Origin of the sequence: Aeromonas sp. QDB34, from assembly GCF_027705405.1 — a bacterium.
GTDB classification, from domain to species: domain Bacteria; phylum Pseudomonadota; class Gammaproteobacteria; order Enterobacterales; family Aeromonadaceae; genus Aeromonas; species Aeromonas hydrophila.
Genome location: NZ_JAPDBT010000001.1, coordinates 24,793 through 42,079 on the forward strand (window position 1 = coordinate 24,793; position 17,287 = coordinate 42,079).

Here is a 17,287-nt window from a genome sequence, read left to right on the forward strand (position 1 = left end):
TCAGCCTTTAATCTGGGTGGTCAGCGAAACGTTTTTCTCCAAATTGTGACGAAACGGTAAAAATCGAAATTTAATATCGCCATTACCAGGTTTGGTCTGTTTTTATCTCTGTTTTTACCTTAGTGTCTGGGGTCTGTTTACTGGCGGTGGATTAGTTTTTTTTGAGCGGCATGCGCGTCCGCTTGGCTTATAATCCGCTGCGTTCAAGGAATCACTCTTGCCCTGCGGGGCCGGAACGAGCACAGACTTAGGCACGTCGCTTGCTGCCACCCAGGTAGACAACCATGGTGGTTGCCGGGCGAGCAATGCGTGAGTGTTGTCGCGAACGCTTAAGGAAACACAGCGATGATCCAGACTACAGTACTGCATCCCAAGCACCTGGAAGCCGGCGCCAAGATGGTGGACTTCCACGGTTGGGAAATGCCCATCAACTACGGCTCACAGCTGGAAGAGCACCATCAGGTGCGCACCGATGCCGGCATGTTCGACGTCTCCCACATGACCATCGTCGATTTGACCGGCGAGCGGGTCAAAGCCTTCCTGCAACACCTGCTGGCCAACGACGTGGCCAAGCTCACCGTCTTCGGCAAGGCCCTCTATAGCGGCATGCTGACCCCGGAAGGCGGTGTCATCGATGACCTCATCACCTATTACCTTGGCGAGACCTTCTACCGCCTGGTGGTCAACTCCGCCACCCGCGAGAAGGATCTGGCCTGGATCCGCCACCACGCCCAGGACTTCGGGGTGACCGTGACCGAGCGCCCCGAGCTCGCCATGATCGCGGTGCAGGGCCCCAACGCCAAGGCCAAGGCGGCCAAGGTGTTCAGCGCCGAGCAAAATGCCGCAGTGGAAGGCATGAAGCCCTTCTTCGGCGTGCAGGCCGGCGAGCTCTTCATCGCCACCACCGGCTACACCGGTGAAGATGGCTACGAGATCGTGGTGCCGCAAGAGCAGGCGTGCGATCTGTGGCAGGCGCTGCTGGACAACGGCGTGGCCCCCTGCGGCCTGGGTGCCCGTGACACCCTGCGCCTCGAGGCTGGCATGAACCTCTACGGCCAGGACATGGACGAAACCGTCTCTCCCCTTGCCGCCAACATGGCCTGGACCATTGCCTGGGAACCGAGCGATCGCCAGTTCATCGGCCGCGCCGCGCTGGAAGCCCAGAAAGCCGCCGGCAGCCAGCCCAAGCTGGTGGGCCTGGTGATGGAAGAGAAGGGCGTGCTGCGCAGCGGCATGCCGGTCACCTTCACCACCGCCGCTGGAGAAGAGCGGGAAGGTGTGATCACCTCCGGCTCTTTCTCGCCCACCCTGGGGTACAGTATTGCGTTGGCGCGGGTGCCCCGTGATATTGGCGAACAGGCCTCGGTGGAGATCCGCAAGAAACTGGTCACCGTCAAAGTGACCAAGCCGGCTTTCGTGCGCAACGGCCAGAAGCTGGTGTAACGACCCATTGCGGCGAAGGGGCTGCCCTTCGCCAGACCCCCTTGCCCCGGCAACGTCTGTCGAACGCGCCGGGACAAGTGATCCAAGTGAATAAAGGAAGCACAAATGAGCCATATCCCGAGCGAACTGAAATATGCCACCTCCCACGAGTGGATCCGTGTCGAAGCCAACGGCGAGGCCGTGGTCGGCATCACCGAGCACGCCCAGGAGCTGCTGGGTGACATGGTGTTCGTCGATCTGCCGGAAGTGGGCAAGCAGGTTGGTGCCGGTGATGACTGCGCCGTGGCCGAGTCGGTCAAGGCCGCCTCTGACATCTACAGCCCGGTGAGCGGCGAGATCCTGGCCGTCAACGAAGAGCTGGAAGGCAGCCCCGAGCTGGTCAACTCCGACCCCTACGGTGCCGGCTGGCTGTTCCGCATCAAGCTGGACGACGCGGGCGAGCTCGCCAACCTGCTGGATGCCGAAGGCTACCAGAACGTGGTGGACGAAGAGTAATGCCCCCGGGCCCTGCCAATGCGCAGGGCCCGCTTGTATAGGTGCCCGTCGGCCAGGAGGCCGACCGGCGAGGGTGAAGTCGTCCGCACCGGTTTGCCTGCGGCAAACCGGTCAGCCGCAAGACGACCCCCTGTCGCTATGAGCGACATCCGGTGCCGGCAGGGGCCACCCTGCCAGCCGAACATGAGTGAAGCCGGCCGAGGTCGGCTGTCAGACACTTTGTTATCAGGACTTTTTATCAGGAATAGGGAAATGACCCAGTCACTGTTTGAACTCGAGCAAAAAACCGATTTCATCCGCCGTCACATCGGGCCGGGTGAGGAAGATCTGCGCGCCCTGCTGGCCGTGGTGGGCGCCGAGAGCCTGGATGATCTGATTGAGCAGACTGTCCCCGCCGCCATTCGCCGGCCGGGTCCGCTCGGCATCGGCGCCTCCATGACCGAGATGGAAGCGCTGGCCAAGCTCAAGGGCTATGCGGCCCAGAACAAGGTCGCCAAGAGCTACATCGGCATGGGCTATCACGATACCCATGTACCCCACGTCATCCTGCGCAACGTGCTGGAAAATCCGGGCTGGTATACCGCCTACACCCCGTACCAGCCCGAGCTGGCGCAGGGCCGTCTCGAAGCCCTGCTCAACTTCCAGCAGCTGACCCTGGACTTGACCGGCATGGATCTGGCCAGTGCCTCCCTGCTGGATGAGGCGACCGCCGCCGCCGAGGCGATGGCGCTGGCCAAGCGGATGGCCAAGTCCAAATCCAACCTCTTCTTCGTGGCCGACGACGTGCACCCGCAGGTGATCGACGTGGTCAAGGAGCGGGCGGTTCACTTCGGCTTTGACGTGGCCGTCGGCCCGGCCGCGCAGGCCTGCGCCGAAGAGGTGTTCGGTGCCCTGTTCCAGTACCCCACCACCACGGGTGAAGTGAAAGATCTGCGGGCCCTCATCGCCGCGGTGCAGGCCCAGAAAGGGCTGGCCTGCGTCAGCGCCGACCTGCTCTCCCTGCTGCTGCTCAAATCCCCGGGCGAGCTGGGTGCCGACGTGGTGCTGGGCTCGGCCCAGCGCTTCGGCGTACCCATGGGCTACGGTGGCCCCCACGCTGCTTTCTTTGCCACTCGCGATGCCTACAAGCGCTCCATGCCGGGCCGCATCATCGGCGTCTCCAAGGATGCCCGTGGCAAGGCCGCCCTGCGTATGGCGATGCAGACCCGCGAGCAGCACATCCGCCGCGAGAAGGCCAACTCCAACATCTGTACCGCTCAGGTGCTGCTGGCCAACATGGCGAGCTTCTACGCCGTCTACCACGGCCCGGTGGGACTGAAAACCATCGCCTCCCGCGTGCACCGTCTGACCACCATTCTGGCGCTCGGCCTCAAGGCCAAGGGTGTGGCCCTCAAGCATGCCAGCTGGTTCGATACCCTGACCGTGCTGACCACGGGCAAATCAGAGCTGATCGCCAAGGCCGAGGGGCTCGGCATCAACCTGCGCGCGGATCTGGACGGTGCGGTGGGCGTGTCGTTCTCTGAAACCACCACCCGTGGCGATGTGGCCGAGCTGTTCGAACTGTTCCTGGGGGCAGGCCACGGTCTGGACATCGAGGCCCTCGACAAGGCGGCCCAGGCCCATCACGCCATCCCGCAGGATCTGCTGCGCACCGACGCCGTGCTGACCCACGAGGTGTTCAACAAGTACCACTCCGAGACCGAGATGCTGCGCTACATCCACCGTCTCGAAGCCAAGGATCTGGCCCTCAACTACGCCATGATCTCCTTGGGCTCCTGCACCATGAAGCTCAACGCCACCGCCGAGATGATCCCGGTGACCTGGCCCGAGTTTGGCAAGCTGCACCCGTTCGCCCCGCTGGCCCAGGCCAAAGGCTATCAGCTGCTGCTGGCCGACCTTGAAAACTGGCTGGTGAAGGTGACCGGTTATGATGCGGTCTGCATGCAGCCCAACTCCGGGGCGCAGGGCGAATACGCCGGTCTGCTCGCCATCAAGAAGTACCACGAGTCCCGCGGCGAGGGGCATCGCGACATCTGCCTGATTCCGGCGTCCGCTCACGGTACCAACCCGGCCTCCGCCCAGATGGCGGGCCTGCGGGTCATCGTCACCGCCTGTGATAAATCGGGTAACGTGGATCTGGATGACTTGCGCGCCAAGGCCGCCGAGGCGGGGGATCAGCTCTCCTGTCTGATGGTGACCTACCCCTCCACCCACGGGGTGTACGAGGAGACCATCAAGGAGGTGTGCGACATCGTTCACCAGCACGGTGGTCAGGTCTATCTGGACGGCGCCAACATGAACGCCCAGGTGGGCCTCACGGCGCCAGGCTTTATCGGGGCGGACGTGTCCCACCTCAACCTGCACAAGACCTTCGCCATTCCTCATGGCGGTGGCGGCCCGGGCATGGGCCCCATCGGCGTGAAGAAGCACCTGGCGCCGTTTGTGGCCGGTCACGCCGTGGTCAAGACCGACAAGGAGAGCCGCAACAACGGCGCCGTGTCGGCGGCACCGTTCGGCTCGGCCAGCATCCTGCCCATCAGCTGGATGTACATCGCCATGCTGGGAGACGAGGGGCTGAAGAAATCCACCCAGGTGGCCATCCTCAACGCCAACTACCTGGCCAAGAAGCTGGGTGAATCCTTCCCGGTGCTCTATTCCGGCCGCAACGGTCGGGTGGCTCACGAGTGCATCCTGGATATCCGCCCGCTCAAAGAAGCCTCTGGCATCAGCGAGATGGACGTGGCCAAGCGGCTGATGGACTACGGCTTCCACGCGCCGACCATGAGCTTCCCGGTAGCGGGTACCCTGATGGTCGAGCCGACCGAGTCGGAATCCAAGCGCGAGCTGGACCGTTTCGTCGAGGCGATGACCGCCATTCGCGCCGAGATTGCCAAGGTGCAGGATGGGCAGTGGAGCCTCACCGACAACCCGCTGGTCCATGCGCCGCACACCCAGGATGACGTGATGGACGCAGAGTGGTCCCGTGGCTACAGCCGCGCCGAGGCGGTGTTCCCGTCGGACGCCGTGCGCGCCGCCAAGCTGTGGCCGTCGGTCAACCGCATCGACGACGTCTACGGCGATCGCAACCTGTTCTGCTCCTGCATCCCGACCGAGGATTACGCCAAGTAAGTGGCTCACTGATCACGGCCATTCAAGTTGGAAACCAACAATGCCCTGCAATCGCAGGGCATTTTTCTTTTGTGTCGTTGATAGCGGTTGTGAGTGATTGAGTGCTGGGGCGGTTTAGAGAAGCCACTGTGTCAAGTAGCCCATCATGACGGCCATCCCCAGTATGACGGTCAGGAACGCCGCAATCATAGGGGTTCTGAACATCGACTTGAGCAGGATCACCTCGGTCAGGCTGGCTCCTGCGCTACCGATAATCAGCGCCATCACGGCCCCCATACCCATCCCTTTACTCATCAGTACTGATGCAAGCGGGATAACGGCTTCTGCCCGGATATAGAGCGGAATACCCACGATGGCGCTGAACGGGATCGCCAGCGGGTTGTCTGCCCCGGCGTGGGCCGCTATCCATTCGGCGGGGATGAAACCGTAGATAAATGACCCTATCAGCACCCCCAGCAACAAGTAAGGAAGCACGTCTTTGAATTGTTGCCAGGCATCAAGACGCGCTTTGGCGAAGGCAGTGGGAATGACTGGGGCCTGAGTCAGAGCCGCAGTGCCATCTGCGCAGCAAGAGACAGTTGATGCGGCCTCATCGGCTTGCGCAGTACAGCAGGATGTCTGAGCCTTTAGCGGTTTGATGGACTTGATTGCATTGCTTGAGCAGCAAGCTGTTGCGCTCACACTGGCAGGTTCTTGTGTCGTGGTGTTACAACCGGTGCCGCAGCTACTTTGCTTGGCCTCTTTGGGGTCAATGACATGACGCTCAAACCCCAGCATGTCCAGCAACATACTCGCCAGCACAGAAACGCCTGCTGCAATCACGACATACAAGACGGTCACTTGCCAGCCGAAGGTGGCCCACATCAGGCCGACGATGATGGGGTTGAGCAGCGGTGAGACAAACAGGAAAGTCAGGGTTGGCCCAAAACCGGCTTTGGCAGACAAGAGTCCACGCAGCATAGGGATGGTTGAGCAACTGCAAAAAGGGGTCAATGCGCCAAGTGCTGCTGAAATAAAATAGCCTCTGCCTTTTCGTGCCCCCAGCATGGCCTGGATTTTGGTGTCAGGTATCTTCTGGCGGATCAAGCTGACCCCGGTACTGATCACCAGGAACAGCACAGAAAGCTCGAAGGCCAGGAACAAAAACATCTGAGATGCATCTGTCAGCATGGTTAACCAGTCATTCATCTTCATGTCCTGTTTGATTTACTATATTTCCAAAATAATCGAATCATTGGGGCGGTCAAGATATTTCTGGTATTATCGAAATATACGTTCTCGAGAGGAGTGAGCTATGCAATTGGAAGAGGTTGCCAAGGCATTGAAAGAGCTGGGTCATCCGACTCGTTTGTTCATTTTCAAGCATTTGGTCAAAGCGGGGGAGCAAGGCTTGCCTGTTGGAGACTTGCAAAAGCAGCTCGCGATTCCCGCATCGACCCTAAGCCACCACATTGCCGCGCTGGTCTCGGTTGGTCTGGTCAAGCAGAACCGGGAGAGTCGTACCCTGCTGTGCGTCTCACAATACGACGTGCTGGAAGAGATCATCGCGTTTTTCCGTGAAGAGTGTTGTGTAAACGGTCGCTCAACCTGAACAGATTCACGGCAGTACCAAGCCGCCTTGATCATTTCAACTATTCTTGTATAGTTGTAATGATGGGGTGATTGATAGAGGTTCACATGAATAAAGATATTGCTACTAAAGTCTTCGAGTCTCTGTCGTCCGGCATCCGCCTCGATGTATGGCGCCTGCTGGTCAAGGCCGGGCTGGAAGGGCAAGTCGCCGGCCAGTTGGCCAGCGAGCTCGACATTGCTCCTAACACGCTTTCATTTCATCTGAAAGCCATGCTGCATGCGGGCTTGCTCTCGGTGGAGCAGGAGGGGCGCTTTTTACGCTATCGCGCCAACATTCCCCTGATGCTCGATTTGATCGGTTATCTCACCGAAGAGTGCTGCGCCGGTCATCCGGAAGCCTGCGGGGTGATGAGGGCTGAGTCTGGCTGCTCACCCCATGTATTGCCTGCGCAGCCATGCTGCAATAAGGAGTAGGCCATGAGACTGATACAGGTTTTTGACCCGGCCCTGTGCTGCTCCAGCGGCGTCTGTGGCACAGACATTGACCAAAATCTGGTGACCTTCGCTGGCGATGCCGAGTGGCTCAAGCAGCAGGGGGCGTCACTGTTCCGGTTCAATCTGGCTCAGCAACCTCTGGTATTCGCCGAGACCCCGGCAGTGGCTTCCTTCCTGGAACTGTCCGGGGAAGAAGGATTACCGGTGACGCTGGTCGATGGCCAGGTGGTACTCACCGGTCGCTATCCCAGCCGCGCTGAATTGATCCGCTATGCAGGACTGGAGCTACCGAAAGCACCAGAAAGTGATGGTGCCGAAGGTGAACAGCCAGCAGCCGAGCTCAACAAAGCCGGTGCCATCAAAGGGATCGTCAAGAGTGGATGCTGCTCCGGCAGCAGTGGTTGCTGCTAGGCGCCATCGCCTGGCTGGCAAGTACTCTGTTCGGCCAATTGTCTCGTTATTCCTGATAGGAGTCTCTCATGTCCCCGTTGCTGAACTACTCGTTTCTCAATGATGCGCCCCCCTTTCTCTTTTTCACCGGCAAGGGTGGGGTGGGTAAAACATCGCTGGCATGTGCCAGTGCGGTTGCCTTGTGTGACAGAGGCAAACGGGTACTGCTGGTCAGCACGGATCCGGCTTCAAACGTCGGGCAAGTGTTCGACACCCAAATAGGCAACAGCATTACCGCCATCGCGGCAGTCAGTGGGTTATCAGCACTGGAGATTGACCCACAAGCTGCCGCGCAAGCCTATCGCGAACGTGTCGTTGGCCCGGTGCGCGGCAAGCTGCCTGAGAGCGTGGTACGCAGCATTGAAGAACAGCTTTCCGGTGCCTGTACCACGGAGATCGCCGCCTTTGACGAATTCACCGCCCTGTTGACCGACAGCAGCCTGGTGGGGGAGTACGATCATATCGTGTTCGACACGGCGCCGACCGGTCACACCATCCGTCTGTTGCAACTGCCGGGGGCATGGAGCGAATTTCTGGCGCAGGGCAAGGGCGATGCTTCCTGTCTGGGGCCATTGGCCGGGCTGGAAAAACAGCGCAGCCAATACGCAGAGGCTGTTGCGGCCCTTGCCAATGCAGGAAAAACCCGGCTTATACTGGTGGCCCGGGCGCAAGCCTCGACCTTGCGGGAAGTGGCGCGTACCCATGACGAGCTGGCGACCATCGGTCTTGCCAATCAGCAGCTGGTCATCAATGGCATCTTCCCGCAGAGCGAGCTGGCTGATGATCCCCTGGCGACTGCCGTATGGCAACGTGAGCAGCAGGCGATGGCTGATATGCCCGCGCTGCTGGCCAGTTTGCCACAAGACAGCGTGCCGCTGTTGGCGACCAATCTGGTGGGCGTGGACAGCTTGCGCCAGTTACTCGGTGCATGCCCCGTCAGTGGGGTTAATGAGATCGCATGCACTGCCGCCGAGTCATACAACCAGCAACACCCCGGATTGAAGCAACTGGTCGATGAGCTTGCTACTGATAGTCACGGGCTCATCATGCTGATGGGCAAGGGTGGTGTGGGTAAAACAACATTGGCGGCGGCAGTGGCGGTAGAGCTCGCCAGCCGGGGTCTGCCGGTTCACCTGACTACCTCCGATCCCGCAGCCCACCTGGGAGAGACCCTGGCTGGGGCGCTGCCCAGCCTGGAGGTCAGCCGTATCGATCCCCACGCCGAGACCGAGCGTTATCGTGCCCAGGCGCTGGCCACCAAGGGGGCGAGTCTGGATGCCCAGGGCCGCGCCCTGCTGGAAGAAGATTTGCGTTCCCCCTGCACCGAAGAGATCGCCGTGTTTCAGGCCTTCTCGCGGATCATTCGCGAGGCAGGCAAGCGCTTCGTGGTGATGGATACCGCCCCCACTGGTCATACCCTGCTGCTGCTCGATGCGACCGGTGCCTATCACCGGGAAATTGCCCGTCAGATGGGAGGCAAGGGGCTGCACTTCACCACCCCCATGATGCAGTTGCAAGACCCGAAACAGACCAAGGTGATGATCGTCACCCTGCCCGAGCCTACCCCGGTACAAGAGGCGACCAACTTGCAAGCCGACTTGCGCCGCGCCGGTATCGAGCCCTGGGCCTGGGTAGTCAATCATATGTTGGCTCCGACCAGTGTCACCTCGCCACTACTGGCCCAGCGAGCGTATCGCCAGCAGCTCCATATCGACGCGGTCAAGGAGGAGCATGCGAAGCGTTATGCCGTGGTGCCCTTGCAGGCTGTCGAGCCGGTGGGGGTGAAAGCGCTGCAAGATTTATGTCACCCCATCCCCAAGTCGGGGTGAGTGCATCAGCCCCCTCTAGTTTTAATTCTGATTTACCTCATATACGGAGTCTTTTGATGAATACCAGTATTTGCTGCGATCTGCCCGTCAGCAAAAAAATGCGTTTTCTAGACCGCAATCTGACCCTCTGGATCTTTGTCGCCATGGGCATCGGGGTTGGGATTGGCTATCTGTTTCCTCAAGTTGCCCAGTGGAACGAGGTGATGTCGGTCGGGACTACCAATATCCCGCTGGCCATTGGCCTGATCCTGATGATGTACCCGCCGCTGGCCAAGGTGAATTACGGCTCCATGGGGGCCATGACCCGGGACCGCCGCGCCATCACCCTCTCGCTGGTGATGAACTGGCTGGTGGGCCCCATCTTGATGTTCGTCATCGCGCTGGTGTTTTTGCACGATCAGCCGGGCTATATGGTGGGGCTCATCTTGATCGGTCTGGCGCGCTGCATCGCCATGGTGCTGGTGTGGAACGATCTCGGCGGCGGCAGCAAGGAGTACGGCGCCGGTCTGGTGGCGCTCAACAGTGCGTTCCAGATCCTCACCTACAGCCTGATGGCCTGGTTGTTTATTACCGTCCTGCCGCCACTGTTTGGCCTGCAGGGCTTTGCAGTGGACATCACCATGCTGGATATCGCGCAAAGCGTGCTGATCTATCTGGGCATTCCTTTTCTGGCTGGCTTCCTGAGCCGTCACTATCTGGTCAAGGCGAAAGGGGAAAAGTGGTACACCGAGCGTTTTATTCCGGCAATTTCCCCCATCACGCTGATCGCGCTGCTGCTCACTATCGTGCTGATGTTCAGCCTCAAGGGCGAGATGATCGTCGAACTGCCCATGGATGTGCTGCGGGTCGCGGTGCCCCTGGTGGTCTACTTCGTGCTGATGTTCTTCACCAGCTTCTTGGTGGGCAAGAAACTGGGCATCCCCTATGACAAGAACGCCTCCATCGCCTTTACCGCCACCGGCAACAACTTCGAGCTGGCCATCGCCGTCGCCATCGCGGTGTTCGGGCTGGGCTCGGATCAGGCCTTTGCTGGGGTGATCGGCCCGCTGGTGGAGGTTCCCGTACTGATCGCCCTGGTCAATGTCGCCCTGCGCATGAAGCGCTCTTATACCAACCCAGAGAACCCATCATGAATGACGCTCAAATCACCATCTACCACAACCCGGCCTGCGGCACCTCCCGCAATACGCTGGCGCTTATCCGCAACTCAGGCGTTGAGCCGACCGTCATCCACTATCTGGAGACACCGCCTGGTCGCGACACCCTGCTGGCCTTGATTGCCGCCATGGGGATGCCGGTACGCGACCTGCTGCGCCAGAACGTGCCCCCCTATGAGGCGTTGGGACTGGCCGAGAACAAGTTCAGCGACGATGAACTGATCGATGCCATGCTGGCGCACCCTATCCTGATCAACCGGCCCATCGTGGTGACTCCGCTTGGCACCAAGCTGTGCCGCCCGTCAGAAGTGGTACTGGATATTCTGCCGAGCCCCCAGCAAGGAGCCTTCAGCAAGGAAGATGGGGAGCAGGTGGTGGATGCGCAAGGCCGGCGCATCGGCTGACCCGGCGCTCAGGTGAGTAGCGATGATGTTGGATCGCCATGACGGGGTGATTGCCTTGCCGATTGCGTTCGGGGCAGGATGAGGGGCGGGGCGATTGACTCGGCCCTGATCCCGCACAGATCCAGCACAAGGAGTGGCAATGGACAGTACCCAGCGATTCTCGACCCGGGTCGAGGCCTATGTGAAATATCGGCCAAGTTATCCTGCCGCCATGCTCGATTTTCTGGCCAGCGAGTTGGCCATGGGGCCTGCTGCCCGGGTGGCCGATATCGGGGCCGGCACCGGTATCCTGACCGCGCTGCTGGCTCTCCGGGTGGCGCGGGTCTGGGCGGTCGAGCCAAATGCGGAGATGCGCGGGGCGGCCCGGCAGCAGCTGCAGGCAGTGACCAATATCGAGTGGCAGGATGGCAGTGCCGAAGCCACCGGTCTGGCGGACGGGTCGGTGGATCTGGTGACGGTGGCGCAGGCGTTTCACTGGTTTGATCGCGCCGCCTTCAAGCAGGAGTGCCGGCGGCTGCTCAGACCCGGTGGCCGGGTTGCCCTCATCTGGAACGACCGGCTGACCGACACCCCATTTCTCAAGGCTTATGAGGCGGGCCTGCGTACCTATTCGGGAGATTATGAGGAGGTCAATCACCGCAATCTGGGCGAAGGGGACTTTCAGGCCTTCTTCGAGGGGGAGTACCGGCTCGATCGTTTCGCCAACCGCCAGCTATTCGATCTTGACGGAGTATTGGGGCGGCTCAACTCCTCTTCTTATGCCCCGGTGGCCGGCTCGCAAGCCCATGCCGAGCTGACGGCACTGATCGCCCGGGAATTTGCCCGCCATGCAGTCGATGGCGTAATTGCCTTCAATTACGACACCCTGCTCTACAGCGGCCGGGTGTAGCAGTCGGGGATAGCAAGGGGCCCAGATAAACAGCGGGCCCTTGCCACCGGTGGCGAGGGCCCGCAAGGGCATGGCTGATGCTGTTCGCAGCGGTGGGCTGTGGTGCCTGCGCTAACTCTTGTTCAACCCCAGCATGGCCATTGCCTTGGCCAGGGTATCGACGGACTCCTGATGCTTGCCCGCCTTGTGCAGGACTTCCCCCTCGGCGCGCAGCTTCTTCACCTCGGCCAGCTTGTCGGCGCTGAGGGCGGGTTTGGCGGCGAGGGCATCATCGATCTTCTTCATGTCGGCGGGGCAGTGAAAGGCGAGGGCGCTGCCGGTAAAGAGCAGGCTGGCCAAAAGCAGGGCTGGTTTCATGTCGGCTGTCTCCACTGTGATGACCATGATGGGACGCTCCATCATGGGATACCCAGCAAGCATAGCCCGCGGTCCGCGCCCTGGCGGGGTGCTCGGGTTGAAGTGGGCGGGAAGCAGACGGTACCATGGTTGTTTTGCTCACGATTGAGCCAATCAGGGAGACCCCATGATACTCGCAAGGTTCCTCTCACCCCTGACCAGTCTGGTGATCTTCATTCTGGGCCACGGCATGTTCAACACCCTGCTGACGGTGCGCCTGTCTGCCGAGCAGGTATCGGCCCAGGCCATCGGCCTGGTATCGGCCGCCTACTTCGGCGGTCTGGTGCTGGGGGCCTTCGTCAATGCCCGCCTCATCATCCGGGTGGGTCACATCCGGGCTTATGCGGCCTATGCCTCCCTGCTCTGCTTTCTGTTTCTGCTGCACGGCATGGTGGTGGAGCCGCTGAGCTGGGCGGCGCTGCGGCTGGTGGGGGGCTTTGCCACCGGCGGCCTGTTCGTGGTGCTGGAGTCCTGGATGCTGGTCTCCAGCACGCCGGCCAACCGGGGCCGGCTGATGTCCCTCTACATGATCCTGCTCTACGGATCCCTGGCCATGGGGCAGTTGCTGCTCAAGTGGGTGGATCCCATGGTGTTGACCCCGTTCGCCCTGTGCGCCATGGCGGCGACCCTGTCGGTGATCCCGCTGGCGATTTCCCGGGTGGCGACCCCGGCCATGGTGGCGCCCCAGCCGGTCGGCGTGCTGGAGCTGGTGCGGCTCACCCCGGCGGGGATGGGCAGCAGCTTTACCTCCGGCCTCATCCTTGGGGCCATCTACGGCCTGCTGCCGCTCTATTTTACCGACAGCGGTTCGTCGCTCTCCAAGGTGGCGGACATGATGGCGCTGGTGATCCTGGGGGGCATGTGCCTGCAGTACCCCATCGGCCGTCTCTCCGATCGCTACGACCGGCGGCTGGTGATCCTGCTGCTTGGTGCCGTGCTGGCGCTGCTGGCCCTGTTGATGGTGCTGCTGCCCGCCGGCTGGCGCGAGCCGCTGATGGGGGGCCTGGTGTTCCTGCTGGGCGGCATGGCGTTCTCCATCTACCCCTTGAGCCTCAGCCACGCCTGCGACGAGCTGCGCCCGGATCAGGTGCTGGGGGCCAATCAGGGGTTGCTGCTCGCCTACAGCCTGGGCGCCATGACCGGGCCACTGCTGGCGCCTTTTGTCATGGCGCAGTTCGGGCCAGAGGGGCTGTTCGTCTACTTCGCCCTCTGTGGCCTGCTGCTGACAGGGTATCTTGGCTGGCGCAAGCGGCAACGAGCGCCTATTCCGCTGGCCGATCATCAGGTGTTCATCCCGGTGCCGCCCAATACCCCCATGACGGCGGAGCTGGAGCCGAGAACGGATCTGGCGGGGGAGGCGGTACCCGCCAGCTATGCCACCCCCGGATCGGATGAGGGCCAGCAGACGAAGGCCGGCTGAGTCGCGGGTGCGTAGCAACAAAAAAAGCCGACTCAGTGAGTCGGCTTTTTGTTCATCTGGTCGCTATCAGGCGGTGACGGCGTCAGCTTTGGTCGCTTCCGGCGCCGGATTGCGAATGAGGTAATCAAACGCTCCCAGTGCGGCAGTCGCCCCGGCGCCCATGGAGATGATGATCTGTTTGAACGGCACCGTGGTGGCGTCCCCTGCGGCGTAGACGCCGGGCAGGGAGGTGGCGCCCTTGGTGTCGATCTCGATCTCGCCAAAGCGGGTCAGGGCCACGTCGCTCCCCTTGAGGAACTCGGTGTTCGGCACCAGACCGATCTGGACGAAGATGCCGGCCACTGCCAGATGCTTGATCTCACCGGTGGTGCGATCTTCGTAATCCATGCCCACCACTTTGCTGCCATCACCGATCACTTCGGTGGTCCGGGCGCTCATGATGATGTCGATGTTGCCCATGGAGCGGGCCTTCTTCTGCAATACCTCGTCGGCACGCAGGGTGTCGGCAAACTCCACTACGGTGACGTGCTCGACGATGCCTGCCAAGTCGATGGCCGCCTCGATGCCGGAGTTGCCGCCCCCGATCACCGCAACCCGCTTGCCCTTGAAGAAGGGGCCGTCACAGTGCGGGCAGTAGGCCACGCCCTTGGTGCGGTACTCGAGCTCGCCCGGCACGTTCAGGTCGCGCCAGCGTGCACCGGTCGCCAGGATCACGGCGCGGCTCTTCAAGGTAGCGCCAGAGGCCAGATCCACGTTGACGTAGCCATCCTTGCTGATGGCGGCGGCGCGCTGTTCGGTGATCACTTCCACGCCGTACTGCTTGACGTGCTGCTCCAGGCTCGCGGCCAGCTTGGGGCCTTCGGTGTAGGGCACGGAGATGAAGTTCTCGATGCCGACAGTGTCCATCACCTGGCCACCGAAACGCTCGGCGACGATGGCGGTGCGAATGCCTTTGCGAGCGGCATAGATGGCGGCGGCTGCGCCAGCCGGGCCACCACCGACGACCAGTACGTCGTAAGGGGCTTTTGCGCTCAGCTCTTCAGCTTTGCGTTCGGCGGCGCCAGTGTCGAGCTTGGCGACGATCTCTTCGAGCGAAATGCGGCCCTGGCTGAACGGCTGACCGTTCAGGTAGACGTTCGGTACCGCCATGATCTGACGCTCGTTGACCTCGTCCTGGAACAGGGCACCGTCGATCATGGTGTGGGTGATGCCGGGGTTCAGGGTGGCCATCAGGTTGAGGGCCTGCACCACGTCCGGGCAGTTATGGCAGGAGAGCGAAATGTAAGTCTCGAAGTGGAACTCGCCCTTGAGGTTGCGGATCTGCTCCTGCACGGCCGCATCGGCCTTGGAGGGGTGACCGCCGCTTTGCAGCAGGGCAAGCACCAGGGAGGTAAATTCATGACCCATGGGGATGCCGGCAAAATGAACGCGCGGGGCCTGGCCCTTCGGTGCGACGCTCATGGAAGGCTTGCGGGCGGCAGTGCCATCGGTCATGGCAATCTTGGGGGACATCTCGGCGATCTCGCCAGCCAAGGCCAGCAGTTCGGCGGATTTGTCACTGTCGTTGCCGGACACGCTGATCTCGATGGGATTGACGATGTACTGCAGATAGGTGTTCAGCTGTTGTTTGAGGTTGGTATCCAACATCTTCGAATTCCTTCTTTTGATTGCGGGTCGGCGTTTTGTCAGGCCAGAAAGCAGACCGGCCCTTGAGTGGGCCGGTCTTCAGAGCGGGGAGGCTTAGATTTTGCCTACCAGATCCAGGGACGGGGCCAGGGTGGCGTCGCCTTCTTTCCACTTGGCCGGGCACACTTCACCCGGGTGAGCGGCAACGTACTGGGCAGCCTTGACCTTGCGCAGCAGTTCCAGGGCGTCACGGCCGATGCCGCCGGCGTTGATTTCAACGATCTGGATGATGCCTTGCGGGTCGATGACGAAGGTACCGCGGTCAGCCAGACCGGCTTCTTCGATCATCACGCCGAAGTTGCGGGTGATGGTGCCGGTCGGGTCGCCGATCATCGGGTACTGGATCTTCTGGATGGTGTCAGAAGTGTCGTGCCAGGCCTTGTGGGTGAAGTGGGTGTCGGTGGAGACGGAGTAGATCTCGACGCCCAGCTTCTGGAATTCGGCGTAGTTGTCAGCCAGGTCACCCAGCTCGGTCGGGCAGACGAAGGTGAAGTCAGCCGGGTAGAAGAACACCACGGACCACTTGCCTTTCAGGTCAGCGTCAGACACCTGAACGAATTTGCCATTGTGGTAGGCGGTGGCGTTGAACGGCTTGATTTCAGTGTTGATGTAGGTAGACATGTATTTGCTCCTTGGTGATGTACATATGCCTGTCTGGGTTTGAAGAGTCGTGCCGGACGAGGCGTTTAACTTTCGATGGATTCATCATAGGGACTTTTCCTAATCGATCAAAGCCGCAATTTTGAATCACTTAAATCTACTTATTAGATAAACCATGGCTGCTGTACCTAACATGAATATCGCCGGCATGCCGGGATAACTCCTTGTCGAGATTCAACATCTGTGCGCGGCTTCGGCTTTTCAAGGGGGCGGGTGGCAGTCTGCCAACCGCAGAGAGGTGGTGCTTCTGCCACCTTGCAATATGCAGGCGCCAGTACGCACTGGGCGAGGGGAGGGGAAACGCGCAGATAAAAAAATCCCGGCGTCGTCGCAAGGACAAGGCCGGGTCATCAAACAAGGAATGGCTATATAAACAAAAGCTTTACAGCAAAGACTAACTACGGGGTGTGCAAACTTGCAGACATATGAGAGGAAGAGGACGGGTGCACAATCCCTCGTCTTCCGCTCGGCAACTATTGCATGACGATTATGATAGTGTGATGCAGATCACAAAGCAAGGTTGTGGTGTAATTTTTCAATCAAAATGAAAGAGTTTCAGCTTTATTGCCGATCAAGTACGCTGAAAACGCTTTTATTGTAATTTTATTACATTAAATTGAGATCAAAAGTCGCCAGGCGGCTCCTGCTCCTCCATCAGTTCCAGCAGGTTGATGGCGACGGCAATGAAGTCCGACTCGGTGACGATGCCGATCAACTTGCGTCCTTTGAGTACCGGCAGGCAGCCGTATCTGTGCCGTTGCAGGTAGAGCGCCGCCTCCTTGATGCCGGCGTGGGGATCTACGCTGGCCACCTGGCGGGTCATGATCTCGTCGAGCTGCACGCTGTCGGTGAACTCCGCCTCCCGCTCCGGATTGATCAGCAGCAGTTTGGACTCGCGGGTGGCCAGGATGTCGGAGAGGGTGACCAGGCCCAGCAGATGATGCTGTTCGTCAACGATGGGGATGTGGCGGATCCACTCCTGCTGCATCAGATCCATCGCCTGTTTGACGCTGTTTTCCGGACCCAGGGTGAAGGGGTGTTCAGTCATGATCTCGGATAGGGTCATCATGGTGGGCCTCCTTGTGTATCTACTTTCACCCTAGCCCAGCCCCCCTCGGCAAAACATGATCAGGGTCAATACAAAACCTTAAAGGTTTTTTAACTGGCCCTGCTTCACATAATTGCTCGCTATCCCTTGTCTCCCTTGGGTTTTTGGTCTTTTGGGTTGCCTTGGAAGAAGGGGATAACTAGACTAGCCGCCG

General features: G+C 60.5%; 16 protein-coding genes. 11 read left to right on the forward strand and 5 right to left on the reverse strand.

Annotated elements, in window-relative coordinates; genetic code table 11:
• Nucleotides 1-345 precede the first annotated feature (345 nt).
• The 3 genes from gcvT to gcvP all read left to right on the forward strand — a co-directional run bounded on the left by gcvT (nucleotide 346) and on the right by gcvP (nucleotide 5,067).
• Nucleotides 346-1,443 (forward strand): glycine cleavage system aminomethyltransferase GcvT, encoded by a 1,098-nt coding sequence (gene gcvT / locus OKC29_RS00130; protein WP_016350379.1) that lies wholly within the window; start codon nucleotides 346-348, stop codon nucleotides 1,441-1,443.
• 105 nt (nucleotides 1,444-1,548) lie between these two features.
• Nucleotides 1,549-1,938, forward strand: a complete 390-nt coding sequence (gcvH, locus tag OKC29_RS00135) for a glycine cleavage system protein GcvH (RefSeq protein WP_010634317.1) — start codon at nucleotides 1,549-1,551, stop codon at nucleotides 1,936-1,938.
• A gap of 252 nt (nucleotides 1,939-2,190) precedes the next feature.
• On the forward strand, nucleotides 2,191-5,067 hold the full coding sequence (gcvP, locus tag OKC29_RS00140) for an aminomethyl-transferring glycine dehydrogenase (protein WP_073349773.1): 2,877 nt from the start codon (nucleotides 2,191-2,193) through the stop codon (nucleotides 5,065-5,067).
• Between the two features lie 114 nt (nucleotides 5,068-5,181).
• On the opposite strand, the gene OKC29_RS00145 is transcribed toward gcvP, so the two are convergent.
• Nucleotides 5,182-6,255, reverse strand: a complete 1,074-nt coding sequence (locus OKC29_RS00145; RefSeq protein ID WP_073352403.1) for a permease — start codon at nucleotides 6,253-6,255, stop codon at nucleotides 5,182-5,184.
• 106 nt (nucleotides 6,256-6,361) lie between these two features.
• Between OKC29_RS00145 and OKC29_RS00150 the strand changes: the two genes are divergently transcribed.
• The 7 genes from OKC29_RS00150 (at nucleotide 6,362) to OKC29_RS00180 (ending at nucleotide 11,863) form a co-directional block, all read left to right on the forward strand.
• Nucleotides 6,362-6,658 carry an ArsR/SmtB family transcription factor gene (locus tag OKC29_RS00150; RefSeq protein WP_011705611.1) on the forward strand — a complete coding sequence of 99 codons (297 nt, stop codon included), beginning with the start codon at nucleotides 6,362-6,364 and terminating at the stop codon, nucleotides 6,656-6,658.
• An 86-nt stretch (nucleotides 6,659-6,744) separates the two neighbouring features.
• Nucleotides 6,745-7,113 carry an ArsR/SmtB family transcription factor gene (locus OKC29_RS00155; protein ID WP_049049137.1) on the forward strand — a complete coding sequence of 123 codons (369 nt, stop codon included), beginning with the start codon at nucleotides 6,745-6,747 and terminating at the stop codon, nucleotides 7,111-7,113.
• A 3-nt stretch (nucleotides 7,114-7,116) separates the two neighbouring features.
• Entirely contained in the window at nucleotides 7,117-7,545 is a 429-nt protein-coding gene (arsD, locus tag OKC29_RS00160; protein WP_049049116.1) for an arsenite efflux transporter metallochaperone ArsD, read from the forward strand.
• A 68-nt stretch (nucleotides 7,546-7,613) separates the two neighbouring features.
• Nucleotides 7,614-9,413 carry an arsenical pump-driving ATPase gene (gene arsA, locus OKC29_RS00165; RefSeq protein WP_073349777.1) on the forward strand — a complete coding sequence of 600 codons (1,800 nt, stop codon included), beginning with the start codon at nucleotides 7,614-7,616 and terminating at the stop codon, nucleotides 9,411-9,413.
• Between the two features lie 56 nt (nucleotides 9,414-9,469).
• Complete coding sequence (gene arsB, locus OKC29_RS00170) at nucleotides 9,470-10,546, forward strand: ACR3 family arsenite efflux transporter (RefSeq protein ID WP_162275660.1); 1,077 nt, start codon at nucleotides 9,470-9,472, stop codon at nucleotides 10,544-10,546.
• The gene (gene arsC, locus OKC29_RS00175; RefSeq protein ID WP_073349778.1) at nucleotides 10,543-10,974 is read left to right on the forward strand and encodes a glutaredoxin-dependent arsenate reductase; all 432 of its coding nucleotides are present in this window, start codon (nucleotides 10,543-10,545) and stop codon (nucleotides 10,972-10,974) included. Before arsB ends, arsC begins: the two co-directional genes overlap by 4 nt.
• Before the next feature lie 139 nt (nucleotides 10,975-11,113).
• Nucleotides 11,114-11,863, forward strand: a complete 750-nt coding sequence (locus OKC29_RS00180) for a class I SAM-dependent methyltransferase (protein WP_073349780.1) — start codon at nucleotides 11,114-11,116, stop codon at nucleotides 11,861-11,863.
• A gap of 111 nt (nucleotides 11,864-11,974) precedes the next feature.
• Here OKC29_RS00180 and OKC29_RS00185 read toward each other — a convergent pair whose 3' ends face one another.
• On the reverse strand, nucleotides 11,975-12,220 hold the full coding sequence (locus OKC29_RS00185) for a hypothetical protein (protein WP_029301252.1): 246 nt from the start codon (nucleotides 12,218-12,220) through the stop codon (nucleotides 11,975-11,977).
• 166 nt (nucleotides 12,221-12,386) lie between these two features.
• Between OKC29_RS00185 and OKC29_RS00190 the strand changes: the two genes are divergently transcribed.
• Nucleotides 12,387-13,679, forward strand: a complete 1,293-nt coding sequence (locus OKC29_RS00190) for an MFS transporter (RefSeq protein WP_041216333.1) — start codon at nucleotides 12,387-12,389, stop codon at nucleotides 13,677-13,679.
• A 66-nt stretch (nucleotides 13,680-13,745) separates the two neighbouring features.
• On the opposite strand, the gene ahpF is transcribed toward OKC29_RS00190, so the two are convergent.
• The 3 genes from ahpF to OKC29_RS00205 all read right to left on the reverse strand — a co-directional run bounded on the left by ahpF (nucleotide 13,746) and on the right by OKC29_RS00205 (nucleotide 17,094).
• Nucleotides 13,746-15,326 (reverse strand): alkyl hydroperoxide reductase subunit F, encoded by a 1,581-nt coding sequence (ahpF, locus tag OKC29_RS00195; protein ID WP_073349784.1) that lies wholly within the window; start codon nucleotides 15,324-15,326, stop codon nucleotides 13,746-13,748.
• Nucleotides 15,327-15,419: 93 nt separating this feature from the next.
• The gene (ahpC, locus tag OKC29_RS00200) at nucleotides 15,420-15,986 is read right to left on the reverse strand and encodes an alkyl hydroperoxide reductase subunit C (RefSeq protein WP_011705621.1); all 567 of its coding nucleotides are present in this window, start codon (nucleotides 15,984-15,986) and stop codon (nucleotides 15,420-15,422) included.
• A 661-nt stretch (nucleotides 15,987-16,647) separates the two neighbouring features.
• Nucleotides 16,648-17,094 carry a CBS domain-containing protein gene (locus OKC29_RS00205; protein WP_073349785.1) on the reverse strand — a complete coding sequence of 149 codons (447 nt, stop codon included), beginning with the start codon at nucleotides 17,092-17,094 and terminating at the stop codon, nucleotides 16,648-16,650.
• Nucleotides 17,095-17,287: the final 193 nt, after the last annotated feature.